This window comes from Paenibacillus apiarius (genome assembly GCF_017052585.1).
In the GTDB taxonomy this organism is placed as follows: Bacteria; Bacillota; Bacilli; order Paenibacillales; family Paenibacillaceae; genus Paenibacillus_B; species Paenibacillus_B apiarius.
The window spans coordinates 178139-194892 of record NZ_JAFFHZ010000002.1 but is presented as its reverse complement, the minus strand read 5'-3'; the positions used below and the strand labels follow the sequence as shown (position 1 = coordinate 194892).

Genomic DNA, 16754 nt, shown 5'->3' with positions numbered 1-16754 from the left:
GCCCTTGGGGCGGCCTTTTACTATTAGTTCGATACTCGATATTGCTGCGTATCCGGCTGTAATGCAGAAATTCCCTCATAGCACGACATTTTAATGACTTCAAGGACACGCCATCCGAATCCCGGCACCCCTTTCAGCATGACTTGATAGAATTCACGGTTGTTGCCGATATGTTCAAACATCCGGACAAAGGTGGGGGCGGGGCTATAGCCGAGATGAGAAAGGAGAGGCGACGCATCCGGTGTTTGTATGGAATTGACAGCCTCTGCGAGCATTTCATCGATGCTTTGCTGCAGTAAGTCCTGCTTATCGCGATAGTGAAAATAAAAAGTGGATCTATTGATATCGGCACGATCTGTAATATCCTGAACCGTTAAGGAATCAAATCCCTTTTCAGGAATAAGGGAGATGAGAGCCTCTCTAATAAACTGGACTACTGTCAATAGATTGGACACAAAGAATCGAGAGATTTACGCAGCTGAACGGTACATACGTTCGTATTGATTGGGTGTAGATTACCCAATTGAGGAATGGATTCGTTTCCCATTGTAGAAGCAAGCAATGTACTCAAAAATCCGAGCCTTAGCATCTTTGCGGGTCTTGAACTTCTCTAAATATACGAGTTCTTTCTTCAGTACACTGTGGAACGACTCGATACAAGCGTTATCATAGCAATTCCCTTTACGGCGGCTCATGCTGCCTTTCATCTTATACGTTTTAAGCCGCTCCTGGTACTCCTGAGAAGCATACTGGTTTCCGCGATCAGAGTGATGGAGGACTTCGCGGCGTGGCTTTTGAACTCGGTAGGCTTGATCTAGCGCCTTGATCACAAGTGACTTGGTCATTCGTTCATCCATATGAAATCCTACGATTTTACGGCTGTATAAGTCCATGACGCTGGCTAAATAAAGCCACCCCTCATCGGTTGGGATGTAAGTGATGTCTGTCATCCAGATCTGGTTAGGCGCACTCGCTTGAAACTGTTGGTTCAGCACATTTGCGGCGACCGGCAAGTTATGTTTGGAATTCGTTGTCGCTTTATATTTCTTGACCGTACGGGATTTAAGGCCCAGTTCCTTCATGATACGAGCAACAGTTTTCTCGGTTACCTCTATCCCTTGCTTCTTTAGGGTTTCCCAGACTTTCCTGCTTCCGTAAAGACGCCTGTTGTCAAGAAAAATGCGGCGAATTTTCTTTTTCAGCCACTCATGGCGTTTGCTACGCTTGCTTTCTTTTCGCCGAGTCCAATCATAATAACCGCTTCGGGAGATTCCAAATACGGTGCACATCTTCGCGACACGGAGCTTGAAGCGGTGATCATGAATAAATTGATAGATCAGCGCCGGTCTTTTGCAAAGTAGTGCATCGCCTTTTTTAAGATTTCGTTCTCCTCTTCCAAATCACGAATCCGCTTCTGAAGATCACGCATGGCCTTTTCTTCTGGCTTCAGTTGCCCGCTACCGGGAAACGCTTGATTGCCGTCTTGTTTAAACTCGGCGACCCATCGGTAAATCGTATTTTCATGCACGCCCATTTATCGAGCTACCTGCGCCACCGACTTTCCTTCTTCTTGAATGAGTCGAACGGTTTGCAACTTGAATTCTTTGTCGTACTTTTTCGTCATGTCGGACACCTCAATTAAGAATGATTTTATTTTCGCATTCTCGGTTCTCCGTGTCCAATATTGAGTCTGGCACCAGATCGAACCGGGCAATCGTTGTGGGGTGTAGAGATACAGTTGCGTCAGTTAACGAGAGAGCTGGAAAAAATGAATATGCTGCTTACTGTGCTCGTCGTAACTGTTATCGTATATCTGGTGGTTAAGTTGATCATGTTGAAAAAGGCATAGATCGCAAACTTCTCAATAAACGAACATCGGAAAGCCGTATGAGAGAAAACCTCACGTACGGTTTGATGAGGAGGGACAGAAAATTATCTGCCCTTTACTCTAACCCAGCACGGGCGTCAACTTTAGGGTGGAACGTCCCGAACGTGGACTGGCTTGCTCCATCTGAGGATCGTTTTCACATACGGTGATGTTTATACAGAGGTGGGGGGAATCTCCGGGGAATCCCCCCTACCCGCAATTGATCATGCTTCTTCTACATTTGTATGTAACAGTTTCAAGCTGGTATCAAACTCTTTTTCGATAGCTTCGTCCCGTTGATAGGTAAACAGGCTTATGACAATACTGACGATAAGGTTGACGATAAATCCGGGAATGATTTCGTATATATCTTTAGTAATTTGCAGATCAATATTTTTCCAAATAATTACTGTTGCTGCACCTGCTAACATTCCGACAATGGCACCCCAATTGGTCATTTTTCTCCAGTACAGGCTTAACACGATAACGGGGCCAAAGGAAGCGCCAAAACCGGCCCAGGCATAAGCGACGAGACTTAAAATGGTTTTATTTTCACCGCCCAACGCGAGCAGGCAGGCGATGACTGAAATCGTTAGAACAGCCATTCTCCCAAAGAACATAAGTTCTTTATCAGAGGCATTTTTACGCAGAAGCAGCTTATATAAATCTTCTGTTAATGCACTAGAGGTTACAATGAGCTGAGAAGAAACCGTGCTCATTATTGCAGCCAATACAGCAGCAAGGACAAGTCCGGCAATAAACGGATGGAATAAAATTTGTCCAAGTTGAATGAAGACAGCTTCTGGATTAGACAATGTATAATTTGTTTGTGTAAAAAAAGCAAGACCAACCAATGCTGTTAATGAAGCGCCAAGTAATGAGGCAACCATCCAGCCCATACCAATACGTCGCGCAGTTTTGGTCTCCTGTACAGAGCGGATGGCCATAAAGCGGACGATAATATGTGGTTGTCCAACATAGCCAAGTCCCCAGGCAACTGCGGAGATGATGCCGAGCGCAGTAGTTCTGGTAAATAAATCCAGTAGGGACGGATCTATGGATCTGATTGTATCAACTGTGTTAGCAAACCCACCCGTCTCGCTCATCGCTAACAACGGTACAAGGATAAGGGCAAGCAGCATGATAAGCCCTTGGACAAAGTCCGTCCAACTGACAGCAAGAAAGCCCCCAAACAATGTATAGGCAACAACCACTCCGGAAACGAGGAGCAGCCCCGCTATGTAAGGAAGGGAGAAGGAGTTTTCAAAAAAGACGGCTCCTGCCACCATACCTGAGGAAACATAGAATGTAAAGAAAATAAGGATAACAATGGAGGAAACGATCCGCAGAAGTTTGGTGCTATCCTTAAATCGATTTTCCAAAAACGACGGAATGGTAATGGAATTCCCGGAAACTTCCGTGTATGTGCGCAAACGTGGGGCAACAAACAGCCAGTTAAGATAGGCGCCAACCGATAAGCCAATGGCAATCCAGGTATTTGACAGTCCCGTCAGGTAAATCCCTCCCGGAAGCCCCATTAACAGCCATCCGCTCATATCGGAAGCGCCAGCACTTAAAGCGGTTACAGCAGGCCCTAAGGAACGTCCCCCTAACATATAGTCCGTCAAGTTTGTTGTTTTGCGGAAAGCATACCACCCTATACCTAGCATAGTTGCCATATATATCACAATGGCAATCATTTTTAGGGTATTTTCTGACATTTTCCCACCTCGCTTAGAAATGATTACTATTTAATGTATAACCATCACATTAACATATTGACCTGAATTTCGAAATTTTTCTATCGTCAGATTGCGGTTCTAAATTAGGTCAACTTTTTTTCATTAGAGAATATTTTATGGGGGGAATGATTCAGCCAACTATAAAGGAGAAGAAGTTCAAATCGGTCTCCAACGGCGATCTGGGGATCGACGCGGACGACAGCGAGAAGGATTCCGCGGCCGAAGATAAGGACAATCAAGAGCTGTTCGATGCGATAAAAGAGATTTTGAAGGACAAAGTGAAAAACGTGAAGGTATCGAAGCGGCTGAAGTCCCATCCGGTCTGCCTCTCCAGCGAAGGCGAATTGTCCATCGAGATGGAGAAAATTTTGAAGGCGGTGCCGAACGTTCAGGCGGACAAGGTGCTGGAAATCAACGTCAACCATGACTTGCGGTAAGGCAAGCGCAGCACTATATCCAAAACGGCCTAAGATGGGTCGTCGATATGGACTTGGAGAAGTTCTTTGACCGCCCGAACCACGATGATACTTATGACCAGAGTGGGTCGAAAGTGCGGGACAAGAGTTCTGACTGACTCGAGCCTATCTGAACGCCGGAGTGATGGAACACGGGGTCTGTCAGAAAACCGAAGAGGGAACGCCGCAAGGCGGGCAGTTAAGTCCGCTTTTGGCAAACATCCTACTGGACGATTTGGACAAGGAACTGACAAGACGAGGATTACGGTTCGTCCGCTATGCGGACGACAGCAACATCTTCGTTGCCAGCAAGCGCGCAGGCGAACGCGTCATGAAATCGGTCACTCGCTATGTGGAGGGAAAGCTGAAACTGAAGGTAAACCGGGAAAAGAGTGCGGTGGACCGTCCATGGAACCGTAAATTCCTTGCCTTTAGCTTCCTGTCGAACCGACAGGCGACCATTCGACTGGCTCCCAAAACCCCGATTCAGGGAGAAGATAAGGGAGCTGACGAACCGAACCCGCCCGATGTCGATGGAAGAGCGCATTACCCGGCTGAACCGATACCTCATGGGCTGGATTGGTTATTTCCGACTGGCATCGGCGAAGGGGTATTGTGAGGATTCGACCAATGGATACGTCGGAGGCTGCGCATGTGCCTATGGAAACAGTGGAAATGGGTACGTACCCGAATCCGCGAACTCCGGGGACTGGGAGAACCCGATTGGGCGGCTTTCATGATGGCCACTTCCCGCCGTGGCCCATGGGAAATGTCCCGAAACTTAAATAATGCCCTCCCGACTTCCTACTGGGAAGCGAAAGGGCTGAAAAGTCTGCTTTTTCGTTATTTAGAGCTTTGTTAACCTTTTGGAACCGCCATATGCGGACCCGCATGTACGGTGGTGTGAGCGGACGGGGGCTAGCCGCCCCCTCCGACTCGATTCCCTAGATCCATCAATAATGGGAAGGGCATTACACTTTAGCTTCTCCAAGGATCCGTCATATGAGCGTTTCACCAGTAGTGGCTCTTAATACTACTTGTCCTATTTTATTTCCGAGGTTATTTCTCGATCTTTCCAATAAATTTTATAATTGAAAAAAGGGGGGAGCGGGTTTGATCAGCTCATTACAGAAAAGAACAATAAATGAACGAAAAGTATATCGATCTGGTTGGGTATTCCTCCTATCGGTGATCCTATCATTCGTAATTGCGTGGAGAGGAGATTTCTATCTACATAAAAGGAAAGGGGATAATTTGTTTAGTTATGCAACGCGACCACCAAGAAATAGAAGCGCACAACGCGACAATAACGAAGCTCAAAGGAGGCAGACAATGGGCATCGTCGGCGGTATCGTTATCGGCCAAGCCGCCGTACAAGCTGGCTTCACCAGCAACATTCTCATTATGCTCGTCGCGTTGGCGGCGCTCGGTTCCTTTACGACGCCGAACTATTTGATGAGCAGCAGTTTGCGGCTTGTTCGTTATCCGATGATTATTTTTGCAGGCATATGGGGCAATATCGGCATCGTGTTCATTACGTTGTTGGTGACGCTGCACTTGATTCGGCAGACGAGTCTCGGCAGGCCGTACTTTTATCCGATTCCTCCATTCCGCATAAAAGACGCCACGGCTCACGATGTGTTAATGCCGGAATCGAAAATCTCAAACACGACGGGCCGCCTCAGCAGTGAGAGTGCCAAACCTTTTACAATCAGCGATTGCCGGGATAAATGAAAAGCCGCGAACCTGTTCAGCGCGTTTATGTTGATGTTCGTCATATGCAACGCTCAGATTGGAGTTGGAATATTCGGGTTTCAACGTTATATCTACCTGCAGGCCGACCACGACTCGTGGATCGCCGTCATCCTCGCCGGGCTGTTCACGCATGTGACGGTATGGTTCATGGTGAAGACGCTGGAGAAGCATGAATCCGCTGATCTATACGGGATTCATCAATCCCTGTTCGGCAGGTGGATTGGGGGAGGACTGAGCCTATGTGTCAAGCTGTATTTCATCACTATCATGACGACGATAATCGGGACCTATATCGAAGCGGTGCAGTCGTGGATTTTTCCCGACTTTCCTACATGGCTGTTAGCGCTGCTTTTGCTGATTCTCACGGTCTATGCAGTCTTGGCGGAATTCGGGTCCCCTTGCAAATTTGTTTAATCAGCTTTCTTATGATTTTGATGACTTCCATCTTATTATCCGCTGCAGTATATGGAATGGAGCCGGATACTGCCTCTATTCGATACGTCTGTGCGACAGTTGGCCTCGGCCTCGGCAAGAATGGGATTTACAATTACCGGATTTGAAGTCATCTATTTTCTGTACCGGCATGTAAGCGATAAGGACAAAGTGATGCGCTACACGCAAGCAAAGACATCTTGTTCACCAATGTAATCTATCTCATTATTATGTTGGTGTCAGTCGTGTACTTCAGTGAACGTCAAATGCTGAAGACGATATGGGGCTCCATCAATTTATTGAAAATTATCAAATACCCGTTCTTGGAACGTCTGGAATTCATCGCAATCCCAGTCTGGATGTTCGTCGTATTTGCCGGGAATCATGCTAACGGCTTGGATTGTCATGCGGGGAGCGGCACACTTATTCGGGTGGAACCGCAAGTGTACCGCAGTTCCGTGAGACATTCCAATCTGAGCCGGGAAAAATGGCATACCTTGTTTCCCGAGGCAAAGATTGAGTCCCGCGTTCAGGTCAATCTGGTACGCACAGGCACGATTGAATAAGGAAGGCATGCCGCTGCCGGCTGATCATATTGGAGAGAAGAAATCATGCCCGATTACATTTATGGTACAATTGAGTAATTATGATAGGGGGAGGCGAGTACATGTTTTTTCCTTCGGCTATTATCTTCACGGAACTCCATGCAATGTCTGCACGATAAACAAATGGCGATGGTTGCATGGAGATAAATAAATGATCGCCGACATTCATTCTGACTGTCTACCTTGTTTAGAACGCAGACTTGCATTCCTTAAATCAACATTTTTAAGGAGTGATTGGAATGAAATATAAGAATGCCAATGATGAGGTTCACATGAACGATCAAAAAATGGCTGCAATGATTCAACAAAACTTTGTACACAAGGTTTCGTATGTTGCAAGTAAAAGCACAGGAATGTTCATCAAAGAAACGGATGAATTCCTATATGTAGATTGCGGCATGCCGGCAGATACGTTCAATATCGGTGTCTTGTTCACAGATAGCGCAGATGATCAGCGTCTGCTTCATGAAACGGTGGACTATTTTACGGATAAGAATTTCCCAATGTCGTTATGGTGCTGGGACAATATAAGAGATAGCACCCGGCAAGCAATCGTGAAGCATGGCTTGTTTCTCTCCGAAGTCAATATCGGCATGTATGCATATACATCGGACTTGCACCCCGCCGCGGAAATGCCGGATGGCTTTTCGGTCAGACGAGTCAGTTCACCTATGGAAGTAAGACAATTTGGGGCCGCCTTGTCTTCTTTATTCGGGAATAGTATGGAAGGCGTTAATGTGAGAAAGTACTACGATAGCCTTTCAGAATCAACGTTATACAATCATTCAGATCTGAAATTATTTATCGGGTTCATGAATGAAAAGGCAGCATGCATAGGATCTTCAATGTATTCTAACAGCAGCGTTGGAATTTATGATATAGCGACGCTGCCAGAGCAGCGGAAAAAAGGGCTGGGCTCCGCCATGTTCAACTCTATTTTATCAGAGATCAAGAACAGCTATGACGGGCTATGTGTGCTTCAAGCGTCAGAGGCAGGCGCAAACCTATATCGGCGTGCCGGATTCAGAGAGGTGTGCAACATCTTGGTGTATGAGAATAGAAATATGTTGGAAGTTCAATGACATTGAGCCGCTAGTATGCTCGGCTTTCAGCGTGCAACCTTTGTATCAATAGATGCAGAGATTGCACGCTTTTTTGTTATTAACCAGTAATTGAACGATTGGCGCACGTCATTCGTAATATAGATGATTAACACAATGAATACTGGGAGGCAACAAAATGAGAAAAAGACTGGCTTGGACGCTGGCAGTGGCGCTGGTGCTATCCATGCTCGCTCCGATGATGGCGCTGGCGGCAAGCAACAACAATGAACCTGGCTATGATGAAACTCGGAAAATAGCCGCTGAGAAGGCCGCGCTTTTAACGGAGACTTACGGTATCACGAGCGTGCAGTACGCGCTCATTGATAACGGCAATATCGTCGTATCAGGCCATTCCGGCACGAACGATAAAGAGGGGAACACGGGATTGACTGCCGATACGATGTATGGGGTAGGATCTACGAGCAAGATGTTTGCCGCGGCTGCAGTGATGAAGCTGGTGGATGAAGGAAAGGTGAATTTGGATGCGCCGGTAGCAGGTTATATATCCGACTTTAAAATGAAAGACGATCGTTACAAACGAATTACTCCGCGCATGTTGTTGAACCATTCCTCCGGTCTTGGCGGAGCAACACTTGGAAGTGCCATGTTGTTCGACGATAACGATACCCATGCGCATGATGCATTATTGGAACAACTGGCTGTTCAAAGCCTAAAGGCGGATCCGGGCGCGTTCTCGGTGTATTGCAACGACGGCTTTACGTTAGCTGAGATTCTGGTTGAGAGAGTAAGCGGCATGGACTTCACATCATTTATACACAAGTATTTTACGGCGCCCTTAGGCATGACAAATACGAAGACGCCGCTGGAGCAGATAGATCCAGCCAGGATGGCGGGACTCTATTATCCAACTTATGAAGGGCAGCTTCCAAGAGACACCGTAAATGTCATCGGAACGGGCGGCATTTATTCAACAGCCGAAGATATCGCTTCGTTTGCAAAGATCTTCACAGGGCAAGCAGACGGCATTCTTTCTGACCAATCGGTAAAGGCAATGGAGCAAGAAGAGTACAAAAGAGGCATGTGGCCGGAAGATGCCGATTCGTCATTCGCATTCGGGCTCGGCTGGGATAGCGTGAACATGTTCCCATTCAGCGATTACGGCATTAAGGCGCTCACGAAAGGCGGCGATACGATACTGTATCATTCATCGCTGGTCGTTCTTCCGGAGCATAACATGGCAGCAGCCGTTCTCCCCTCGGGCGGCGACAGCATGACCGCTCAAGTATTTGCGAATGAGATGCTGCTTAGCGCGCTGCAAGAGAAGGGCGTTATTAAAGAACGGAAACCGGCGAAGTCGCATGGCGTGCCCGTAAAGGCAAACATGCCGCAGGAAGTCGCGAAGAACGCAGGCATTTACGGCGCTTTCAACCAATTGGCCAAGATAGAAGTCAGCGCTGATGGCGAGCTGTCCGTATCCATGATTATGCTGCCTGAATATCCCGTTGCGAAATACACGTATACCGCTGATGGCTCTTTCGTTAATGCGGATGGAAGCGAAAAGGCCAGCTTTGTTACAGAGGACAATGGACGGACCTATTTATGGGTTAGAACGTATTCCGCCTTGCCGGGCCTTGGACAGACGGCGCTGTCGCAATATACTGCCGAGAAGCTTGAAGCCAATCCATTATCGGCAGATGCGGCTGCGGCATGGGCGAATCGTGAAGGCAAGAAATATTATGCAGTCAACGAAAAATATACATCGATGTGGTATTTCATCTCTATGCCTTCCATTCAAGTCGCCACCGTTAAAGACGCTCCTGGCTATTGGGCGAATAAAAAGATAAAAGGGGCGGATAAGGCGGTCAGCGAGCTGCATATCCCGTTTCTGGGCAGCAGAGATGCGATGGAACACAACTTCTATACGAAAAATGGCATAGAATATCTGGATGTAGCCGGCAGCTTGTATGTTCGCGAAGAGGCTGTAAAGCCGCTCTATGCCGGCAAGCAATCTTCCGTTACCGTCCAAGCGGATGGGCACGCCAAATGGTACAGCATTCCTGCGGCAGCCGCAGGAAAGACGATGCTGGTTGAGATGCCGGAAACCGGCGCCTTCGCCGTATACGATCAAAAAGGCGCTTGCATGAACGATACGGTCGTCAGCGGCAAGAACAAGGTCGTGCTGCCGCAAAGCGGAACAGTCGTATTCGCAGGCGAGGCTGGCACGAAGTTCGGAATTCGTTACCAATAGACAAATAATAGTAAGGCAGAGTAAAAGTAAAAGATATTGACATTAGACGGCCTTTATTTCTTTGCAGTCGTCAAGAGGATAAAGAGCAAACCTTTCCTTTACAGAGATTTACTCACTTGGTCAAATCGTTATGATTTTCGCCCTGGCTATTGACAATTGCAAGCGATAGGGATACGATTCAGAAGTAATAGATATGTCCTCGTTAGGTGAGGCTCCTATACAAATACAGGCCACTGCCCGGAAACATCGAAAGATGCCAATGGGTAGAACAGGGATTGCCGGATTAAGGCTTTTCATAAGGTGGCTAAGAGATGAATGCTTCTCTTTACGTTGTATAGTGCCAAAACTCGGCTTGGGGGAACGGGATGTTTTTTTGTGCGCATTCATTACTTACCCTCTAGTCATTCTAGAGGGTATTTCATTTTATTTAGAAAAGGGGGGAAACTTCCGAATGGATAGTCTTCCGAGTATAGTGAATATTACAATCATCATTACTACCATGCATGAAGGGAGAACTGTGTTCTCTTCGCTCTCGAATGTTTCCCTTACGTATATTCCCGGCGGCTCTCACTGCAAGAGCAGGTCTATTTAAATATGCGTATTTGCCTAATGAGCGAACGAGATCAATGAATACAGTCGGCTCTCCCTGACGTCAGGGAGAGCTTTTTTTATTCGTCATTATTCGCCCAATGAATTGGATTCATCGGGCTTTGGGGAGGCTGCAATGGAATCTTCACACCGCAACCATGTGCTCATCGTTGAGGACGATGACAATATAAGACGTTTTGTGTCAATTAATTTGGAAAGAAGCGGATTCACGGTCACGGAGTCTGCCCTTGGAGCGGCGGCACTGCAAAGTCTCGCCGCAACACGGCCGGACGTAGTGGTTCTGGACATCATGCTGCCCGATATAGATGGTTTTGAGTTATGCAGGAAGCTAAGAGAAATCGATCCCTACATCGTCATTGTCTTTCTTACTGCGCGCGGACAAGACTTGGACAAGATCAGGGGGCTTGAGCTCGGTGCTGACGATTACATCGTCAAGCCGTTCAATCCATTAGAGCTCATCGCGAGGATTAGAACGGTGCTGCGCCGTACCCGCTATGCGGCGGGGCCTCCAAGAAAGGTGCTCGAGTCTGGGGCGATCCGGCTTGATCTGGATGCCAACAAGTTATTTAAAGACGGCTGTTTAATCGAATTGACACCGAAGGAATACCAAATGATTAAGGTGTTTTTGGAATATCCCGATATAGCCTTATCCAGAAACGACCTGCTGAACCTTATTTGGGGAGTGAATTTTGTCGGAGATCCCAAGACGGTTGATGTTCACGTTCGCAAGCTGAGAGAAAAGATTGAAGATGACTGCTCCAAGCCGCGGCTGATCGAAACCGTCTGGGGACGGGGATACCGTTGGAGAAAGGACGAATGAGATTTTGGGCATCCAAAAAAGATTAGTGGGAAGTTATTTTGCCGTCATTTTAATTACGGTATCTATTTTGGAAATTTTTCTGATTGCGTCGGTAAACTATTACTACAATCACAATGTGGAACGCACCCTGATGAATCAAGCGGAAATATCCGCTTCTTTTTTTCATCAATATTTCAGCGATGAGGATTTAGAGAAGCAATCCGAACGGCTATTAGGCGGTTTTTCGCAAAATACCGCCGCGCAGGTGCAGATTATCAGTTCTTCCGGACAGCTTCTTCAGGACTCTGCCGGCGCCCCAGCCGGCAAAAATATGAGCGGTTATCCGGATGTGCAAGAGGCATGCAGCGGCACCGCCGGAACCTGGAGGGGACATGAGCCATCCGCTAACGACACCGTATTAGCGGTATCTTATCCGTTGCAGGCTAAGGATATGACTGTGGGGGCGGTAAGATTCGTCACATCATTATCCGCCACGACGGCAACCGTCCGCTATATTTCCGTCCTATTTATTTCCGTCGGTATCGTTGTGGTTGCGATTGTTGCCGTACTTGGCATTTTCCTGTCGAGGACAATTACGGGCTCCATTACGGAGCTTAAGCTGGCAGCTGAACGAATGGCTGAAGGGGATTTCACGGCAAGAGCAAAAAAACGGTACCGGGACGAGCTGGGAACGCTGGCGGATACGTTCAATGCGATGGCGGCCAAAATACGGCGAAACGAACAGCTCAAAAACGATTTCATTTCATCCGTCTCCCATGAGATTCGCACTCCGTTAACGTCCATTAAAGGGTGGGTAGTAACCTTGAAGTCGGATAAGAAGGCCGGTGAGGCGATGCTTGCAGACGGGCTTGACATTATCGAATCAGAAACAGACAGGCTGACCGAGCTGGTGGATGAATTACTGGATCTGTCCAAGCTGGACAATGGGCGAATCGTGCTGTCCCGCACCCCGCTTCATCTTGCGGACTTGCTGCGGCATATCGGAAAACAGCTGGCTCCAAGAGCTGCCAGACAGGGCATTTCGTTGGAGGTGCAGGCAGACGAGACATTGCCCGTCATTCACGCTGACGAAAATCGGTTGAAGCAAGTGCTCATTAATCTATTGGACAACTCCCTTAAGTTTACTGGTCCTGATGGAATCATTACCGTGCGCGCCCACTCGACTCAGGAACAGATCATCATTGCCGTCGAGGATACGGGAGCGGGAATTGCGGAGGAGGACATCGAGCATGTCTTGCAAAAGTTTTACAAGGGGAACAACAGCGCTGCAGGAAGCGGCCTGGGACTATCCATATGTTATGAGATCGTCAAGCTGCACCAGGGACAGTTAAAGATAGACAGCGGGGCGGGACAAGGAACGAAGGTTCATATTTATCTTCCACGCGCGCAACTGGGGCAGGAACTTTAACTTTTTCATAACCTCTTATTTTGGGCAACCCTATAAAATAGAGAACAGAACGATGACAAGCGAGGAGCAGGGTAACGGGATGTTGGGCAAACAGATGTGGACAAGACTCATGATAGCTTCGTTGTTATGGATTGGCGGATGCGGCATGCCTGCTGCTCCAGCCGACTTGATTCATCCTCCGTTACTGGAAGGGAATTTCCACAGCGACGTTCTTCGAAGTGTGCTGCCTGAAGGTTCCAGGCTATTAGTCCCGCTTAACGGCAAAGGGAGCAATGGCATTTCATTTGGAGACGTGGATGGAGACGGCATCGATGAGGCGGTAATCGTATATGAAGAGAACTCCCGCAACGACAGGGGACTAAAGGCTGCATTATTGAAGCAGGAGGATGAAGAATGGCGGATGGTCTGGAATACGAAAGGCTTCGGTTACGGATTGGACTACGCAGGAATTGCCGATGTTAACAAGGACGGCGTCTCCGATATCGTGCTGGGATGGACCTTGGGCGCTGGAGAAAAAGGACTGGAGGTTTACGTGTGGAGGAACAACGCCGTTGAACTATGGAATAAAAAAGGATACCGCGGCCAATTCGATTTTGGCGAGAGCGAATTGTCTGTCCAATAGCACAGGTGATATCCGCAAGCTCTCTTTTACAGGAGAGCTTTTTTGTTTGGCGATCGGCGAGAATCGGTACTGAGGCAGGTTATACAGGATGGCGTCCAATCAGCCATGCTCTTTCAGGAGGTGATTTCCCGCTTTGAAAGGTACAATCAAAGGCCGTCCGGATTTTTTGCTGCTGTTTTTAACGGTTTTGCTGGTCTGCTTTGGTTTGGCCATGATTTTTAGCGCCAGTTCGCCCATCGTCACCTTGAAACATGAAAATCCGTGGTATTACGTATCGAAACAGAGCATGTTTGCTTTCGCCGGATTCGTTATCATGCTCTTTTTCATGAGTATTCCCTTTCGAATATGGAAAAAGGCTGCGCCTTTCCTGCTGCTGATGTCGTTAATGCTGCTTGTGTCGGTGCTGCTTGGCGGCGTTAACATCAATGGAGCAAAAAGATGGTTTGCCGTGGGCGGCTTTACTTTTCAACCGGCCGAGTTCACCAAGTTGTCCATCATCGTATACTTAGCGGCTCTGATTAGCAAAAAAGGAGAACGGATCCGGAATTTCAAACAAGGATTGCTGCCCATTCTGGCAGTGGTTGGTTTCATCCTCTTGCTTATCATGCTGCAGCCGGATTTCGGCACCGTGTTACTTTTATTTTTTATTTCGATGACGGTCATCGTGATTGGCGGTGTCGATTTGCGTCATCTTTTCAAGCTTAGTCTGGGACTTATTCCGATCTTTATTTATCTTGCGTTCAGCAAAAGTTACCGGCTTGAACGCATCATCTCTTTTTTACATCCGTTCGATGACCAGTCCGGCTCCGGGTACCAACTGATTCAGTCGTTCTATGCGTTAGGGCATGGGGGTTTTACAGGAACAGGATTTGGGCGCAGTGTCCAGAAGCTCTTTTATTTGCCGGAAGCGCACACCGATTTTATTTTTGCCGTTATCGGAGAAGAATTTGGATTTGTCGGCACATCTTTGCTTGTATTCGTCTTTTTTCTTTTTCTTTGGCGGGGATTTACTGCGGCAATCCGCAGCAATGATCCATTCGGGGTGATGCTTGGAATGGGAATCGTAACGATGATATTTATTCAATTGATGCTCAACCTGGGGGCTGTAACCGGAAGTTTGCCTATTACGGGCGTACCGCTTCCTTTTATCAGCTATGGCGGATCCTCTTTAATTTTGTGCATGGCAAGCACCGGCATTTTGCTGAGCATATCCCGGGATAACAATCGAAGGCGGCAAGAACAAAATAACAATTCACAAGGAATGAAATAGAGGTTTCTATATGATTTTTTTCGGCAAACTCAAAAAACTAGATAAATTGACTTTATTCATCATGGCCTGTCTAATCGCCATTGGCACTGTGGCTATTCATGGAGCCACTTCGGGCACCAATTTGGACGGACTCCATATCAACAACATGGTGCTATTCGTTGTATTTTGCATTCCGATGCTGCTTGTGGCCGTATTGGATTACACCATTTTATTCGGAAAGATGTCCTATATCTTGTATGGTCTCGGTATTGCTTTGCTGGTTCTCGTCATGTTTACAGGAGAGAACATTAACGGAGCAGTCCGTTGGTTAAGTATTGGAAGCTTTCAGCTTCAACCTTCCGAAATGATGAAGTTAGCTACGGTAGTATTAGCCGCCCACTTGCTGCACAAGCGGGCAGGGGAACAGCTTCGTTTGGTCCGTGACATTTTGCCGATCTGTATCGTTTTTTTAATTCCTATCATCATCATTATGAAGCAGCCTGATTTAGGCACTGCGCTTGTCTTTGTTGGAGTCATGCTAAGCATGCTGTGGATGGGGAATATTCGTGCCGTTTATATGGTGCTGTGCTTCAGTGTCATAGCGCTAGCAGTCGGGATCATTTGTTGGATGTACTTTGCGGACCATGATTTGTTATCCAAGCTTGTGAAGCCTCATCAATTGTCGAGAATTCAGACTTTCCTCGATCCGACCAGCGATCCCGATAAGTCGTGGCACGTTAAAAATGCAATGAGTGCGATAGGTTCTGGCGGATTAAGCGGGGACAATGGATTTTTCCTGCGGCGCGGGTTTATTCCTTACGCCTATTCGGATTCCATCTATGTCGTAATTGGCGAAAAATATGGATTTTTAGGTTCTTCAGTGCTTTTGCTGCTCTATTTTTTACTTGTTTATCGGCTTGTACTCATCGTAAAAGATAGCAGGGAGTTAGCAGGCTCTTATCTTGTGTTGGGGCTTTTGGGCATGTTGGTCTTTCAAATTTTCGTGAATATAGGCATGCATATTGGATTGGTTCCATTGACGGGTATCTCCTTGCCTTTTATCAGTTACGGAGGCAGCTCGTTGCTTACCAATATGATTTCAATTGGCTTGGTCCTAAGTGTGCATATTCACAAAGACGAAATTGTGCTGGAGATATAAATCTGATTATAGTAATTCTAGAAGCGAAAGAGGGACACAAATTGAAATTTACGCAGAGGAAACCCCGATCGAATCATTATAGGATGTTCTTTGGTTTTTTGCTTCTGGCGGGTTTTGGCGCGTTGGCCATTGCAATCATCCGGCAGCCGTTAAATCCATTCGATCTGAACATCGCCGCATACGTACAAAGCTTCGAATCTCCGGGGCTGACAAAAGTGATGGAGCTTTTCTCCACCATAGGTTCAACCAAGTCTTCCATTATCATTGCCGTATTCGTGATGCTTTTTTTATTCTTCGCGCTTGGACACCGTATGGAATTGATTTTTTTGTGCTTCGTATTAGGCGGATCCGCGGCAATGAATCTCTTGTTAAAGTTAGTTATCCACCGGGAACGACCGATCGCCCACCGCTTGATTGAGGAGACTGGTTACAGCTTTCCTAGCGGCCATACCATGGGAGCCATCGCGTTATATGGGGCGCTTGCGTTTCTGTTGTGGCGGCATATCGCTTCGCGTCCGGGACGATTGTTTCTGCTTGCGTCGAGCTGCGCCATGATCGCGATGATCGGTCTGAGCCGAGTGTATCTTGGCGTCCATTATCCAAGCGACATTATCGGCGGATTGATATCGAGCGGGTTCTGGTTGGCGCTGATGATATGGGTGTTCCACCGCGATACTGAACCAGTGAAAGGCTTCTCGTCAACCGCGCGAAAGTTGTAA

At 47.3% G+C, this 16754-nt stretch carries 12 protein-coding genes, 4 pseudogenes and 1 riboswitch; of the genes and pseudogenes, 13 read left to right on the top strand and 3 right to left on the bottom strand.

What is annotated here, in order from left to right; all coding sequences use genetic code 11:
* Positions 1 to 23: 23 nt before the first annotated feature.
* The 3 genes and pseudogenes from JSQ80_RS26920 to putP form a co-directional block, all read right to left on the bottom strand.
* Complete coding sequence (locus JSQ80_RS26920; RefSeq protein ID WP_206097879.1) at positions 24 to 455, bottom strand: TetR family transcriptional regulator; 432 nt, start codon at positions 453 to 455, stop codon at positions 24 to 26.
* 60 nt (positions 456 to 515) lie between these two features.
* Positions 516 to 1624: pseudogene (locus tag JSQ80_RS26915) on the bottom strand (IS3 family transposase).
* Positions 1625 to 2091: 467 nt separating this feature from the next.
* Positions 2092 to 3588 carry a sodium/proline symporter PutP gene (gene putP, locus JSQ80_RS26910; RefSeq protein WP_206097878.1) on the bottom strand — a complete coding sequence of 499 codons (1497 nt, stop codon included), beginning with the start codon at positions 3586 to 3588 and terminating at the stop codon, positions 2092 to 2094.
* Between the two features lie 164 nt (positions 3589 to 3752).
* Between putP and JSQ80_RS26905 the strand changes: the two are divergent.
* The 13 genes and pseudogenes from JSQ80_RS26905 to JSQ80_RS26845 form a co-directional block, all read left to right on the top strand.
* A pseudogene (locus tag JSQ80_RS26905) lies at positions 3753 to 4040 on the top strand (molecular chaperone HtpG); the annotation flags it as partial.
* Positions 4040 to 4926 (top strand): annotated as a pseudogene (locus JSQ80_RS29345) (group II intron maturase-specific domain-containing protein); the annotation flags it as partial. The pseudogenes JSQ80_RS26905 and JSQ80_RS29345, both read left to right, overlap by 1 nt.
* Positions 4927 to 5396: 470 nt before the next feature.
* Entirely contained in the window at positions 5397 to 5798 is a 402-nt protein-coding gene (locus JSQ80_RS26890; protein WP_206097876.1) for a spore germination protein, read from the top strand.
* 27 nt (positions 5799 to 5825) lie between these two features.
* Positions 5826 to 6467, top strand: a pseudogene (locus JSQ80_RS29610) (GerAB/ArcD/ProY family transporter).
* Positions 6452 to 6817 carry a GerAB/ArcD/ProY family transporter gene (locus tag JSQ80_RS29605; protein WP_272491217.1) on the top strand — a complete coding sequence of 122 codons (366 nt, stop codon included), beginning with the start codon at positions 6452 to 6454 and terminating at the stop codon, positions 6815 to 6817. The pseudogene JSQ80_RS29610 and the gene JSQ80_RS29605 overlap by 16 nt, the downstream one beginning before the upstream one ends.
* Positions 6818 to 7143: 326 nt before the next feature.
* Positions 7144 to 7938, top strand: coding sequence for a GNAT family N-acetyltransferase (locus tag JSQ80_RS26880; protein WP_240464325.1), 795 nt, complete (start codon positions 7144 to 7146; stop codon positions 7936 to 7938).
* Between the two features lie 157 nt (positions 7939 to 8095).
* Entirely contained in the window at positions 8096 to 10168 is a 2073-nt protein-coding gene (locus tag JSQ80_RS26875) for a serine hydrolase domain-containing protein (protein ID WP_206097875.1), read from the top strand.
* A 191-nt stretch (positions 10169 to 10359) separates the two neighbouring features.
* Positions 10360 to 10534, top strand: a riboswitch (M-box (ykoK) riboswitch).
* Positions 10535 to 10892: 358 nt separating this feature from the next.
* Positions 10893 to 11597, top strand: a complete 705-nt coding sequence (locus JSQ80_RS26870) for a response regulator transcription factor (RefSeq protein WP_206097874.1) — start codon at positions 10893 to 10895, stop codon at positions 11595 to 11597.
* Between the two features lie 4 nt (positions 11598 to 11601).
* On the top strand, positions 11602 to 13005 hold the full coding sequence (locus tag JSQ80_RS26865) for a sensor histidine kinase (protein ID WP_206097873.1): 1404 nt from the start codon (positions 11602 to 11604) through the stop codon (positions 13003 to 13005).
* Between the two features lie 79 nt (positions 13006 to 13084).
* A complete protein-coding gene (locus tag JSQ80_RS26860) occupies positions 13085 to 13627 on the top strand; it encodes a hypothetical protein (protein ID WP_206097872.1) in 543 nt (180 codons plus the stop codon).
* Between the two features lie 133 nt (positions 13628 to 13760).
* Complete coding sequence (gene ftsW, locus JSQ80_RS26855; RefSeq protein ID WP_206097871.1) at positions 13761 to 14897, top strand: putative lipid II flippase FtsW; 1137 nt, start codon at positions 13761 to 13763, stop codon at positions 14895 to 14897.
* A 10-nt stretch (positions 14898 to 14907) separates the two neighbouring features.
* Positions 14908 to 16035: an FtsW/RodA/SpoVE family cell cycle protein gene (locus tag JSQ80_RS26850; protein WP_206097870.1), complete on the top strand. Its 1128-nt coding sequence runs from the start codon at positions 14908 to 14910 to the stop codon at positions 16033 to 16035.
* 98 nt (positions 16036 to 16133) lie between these two features.
* A complete protein-coding gene (locus JSQ80_RS26845; protein ID WP_240464324.1) occupies positions 16134 to 16754 on the top strand; it encodes a phosphatase PAP2 family protein in 621 nt (206 codons plus the stop codon).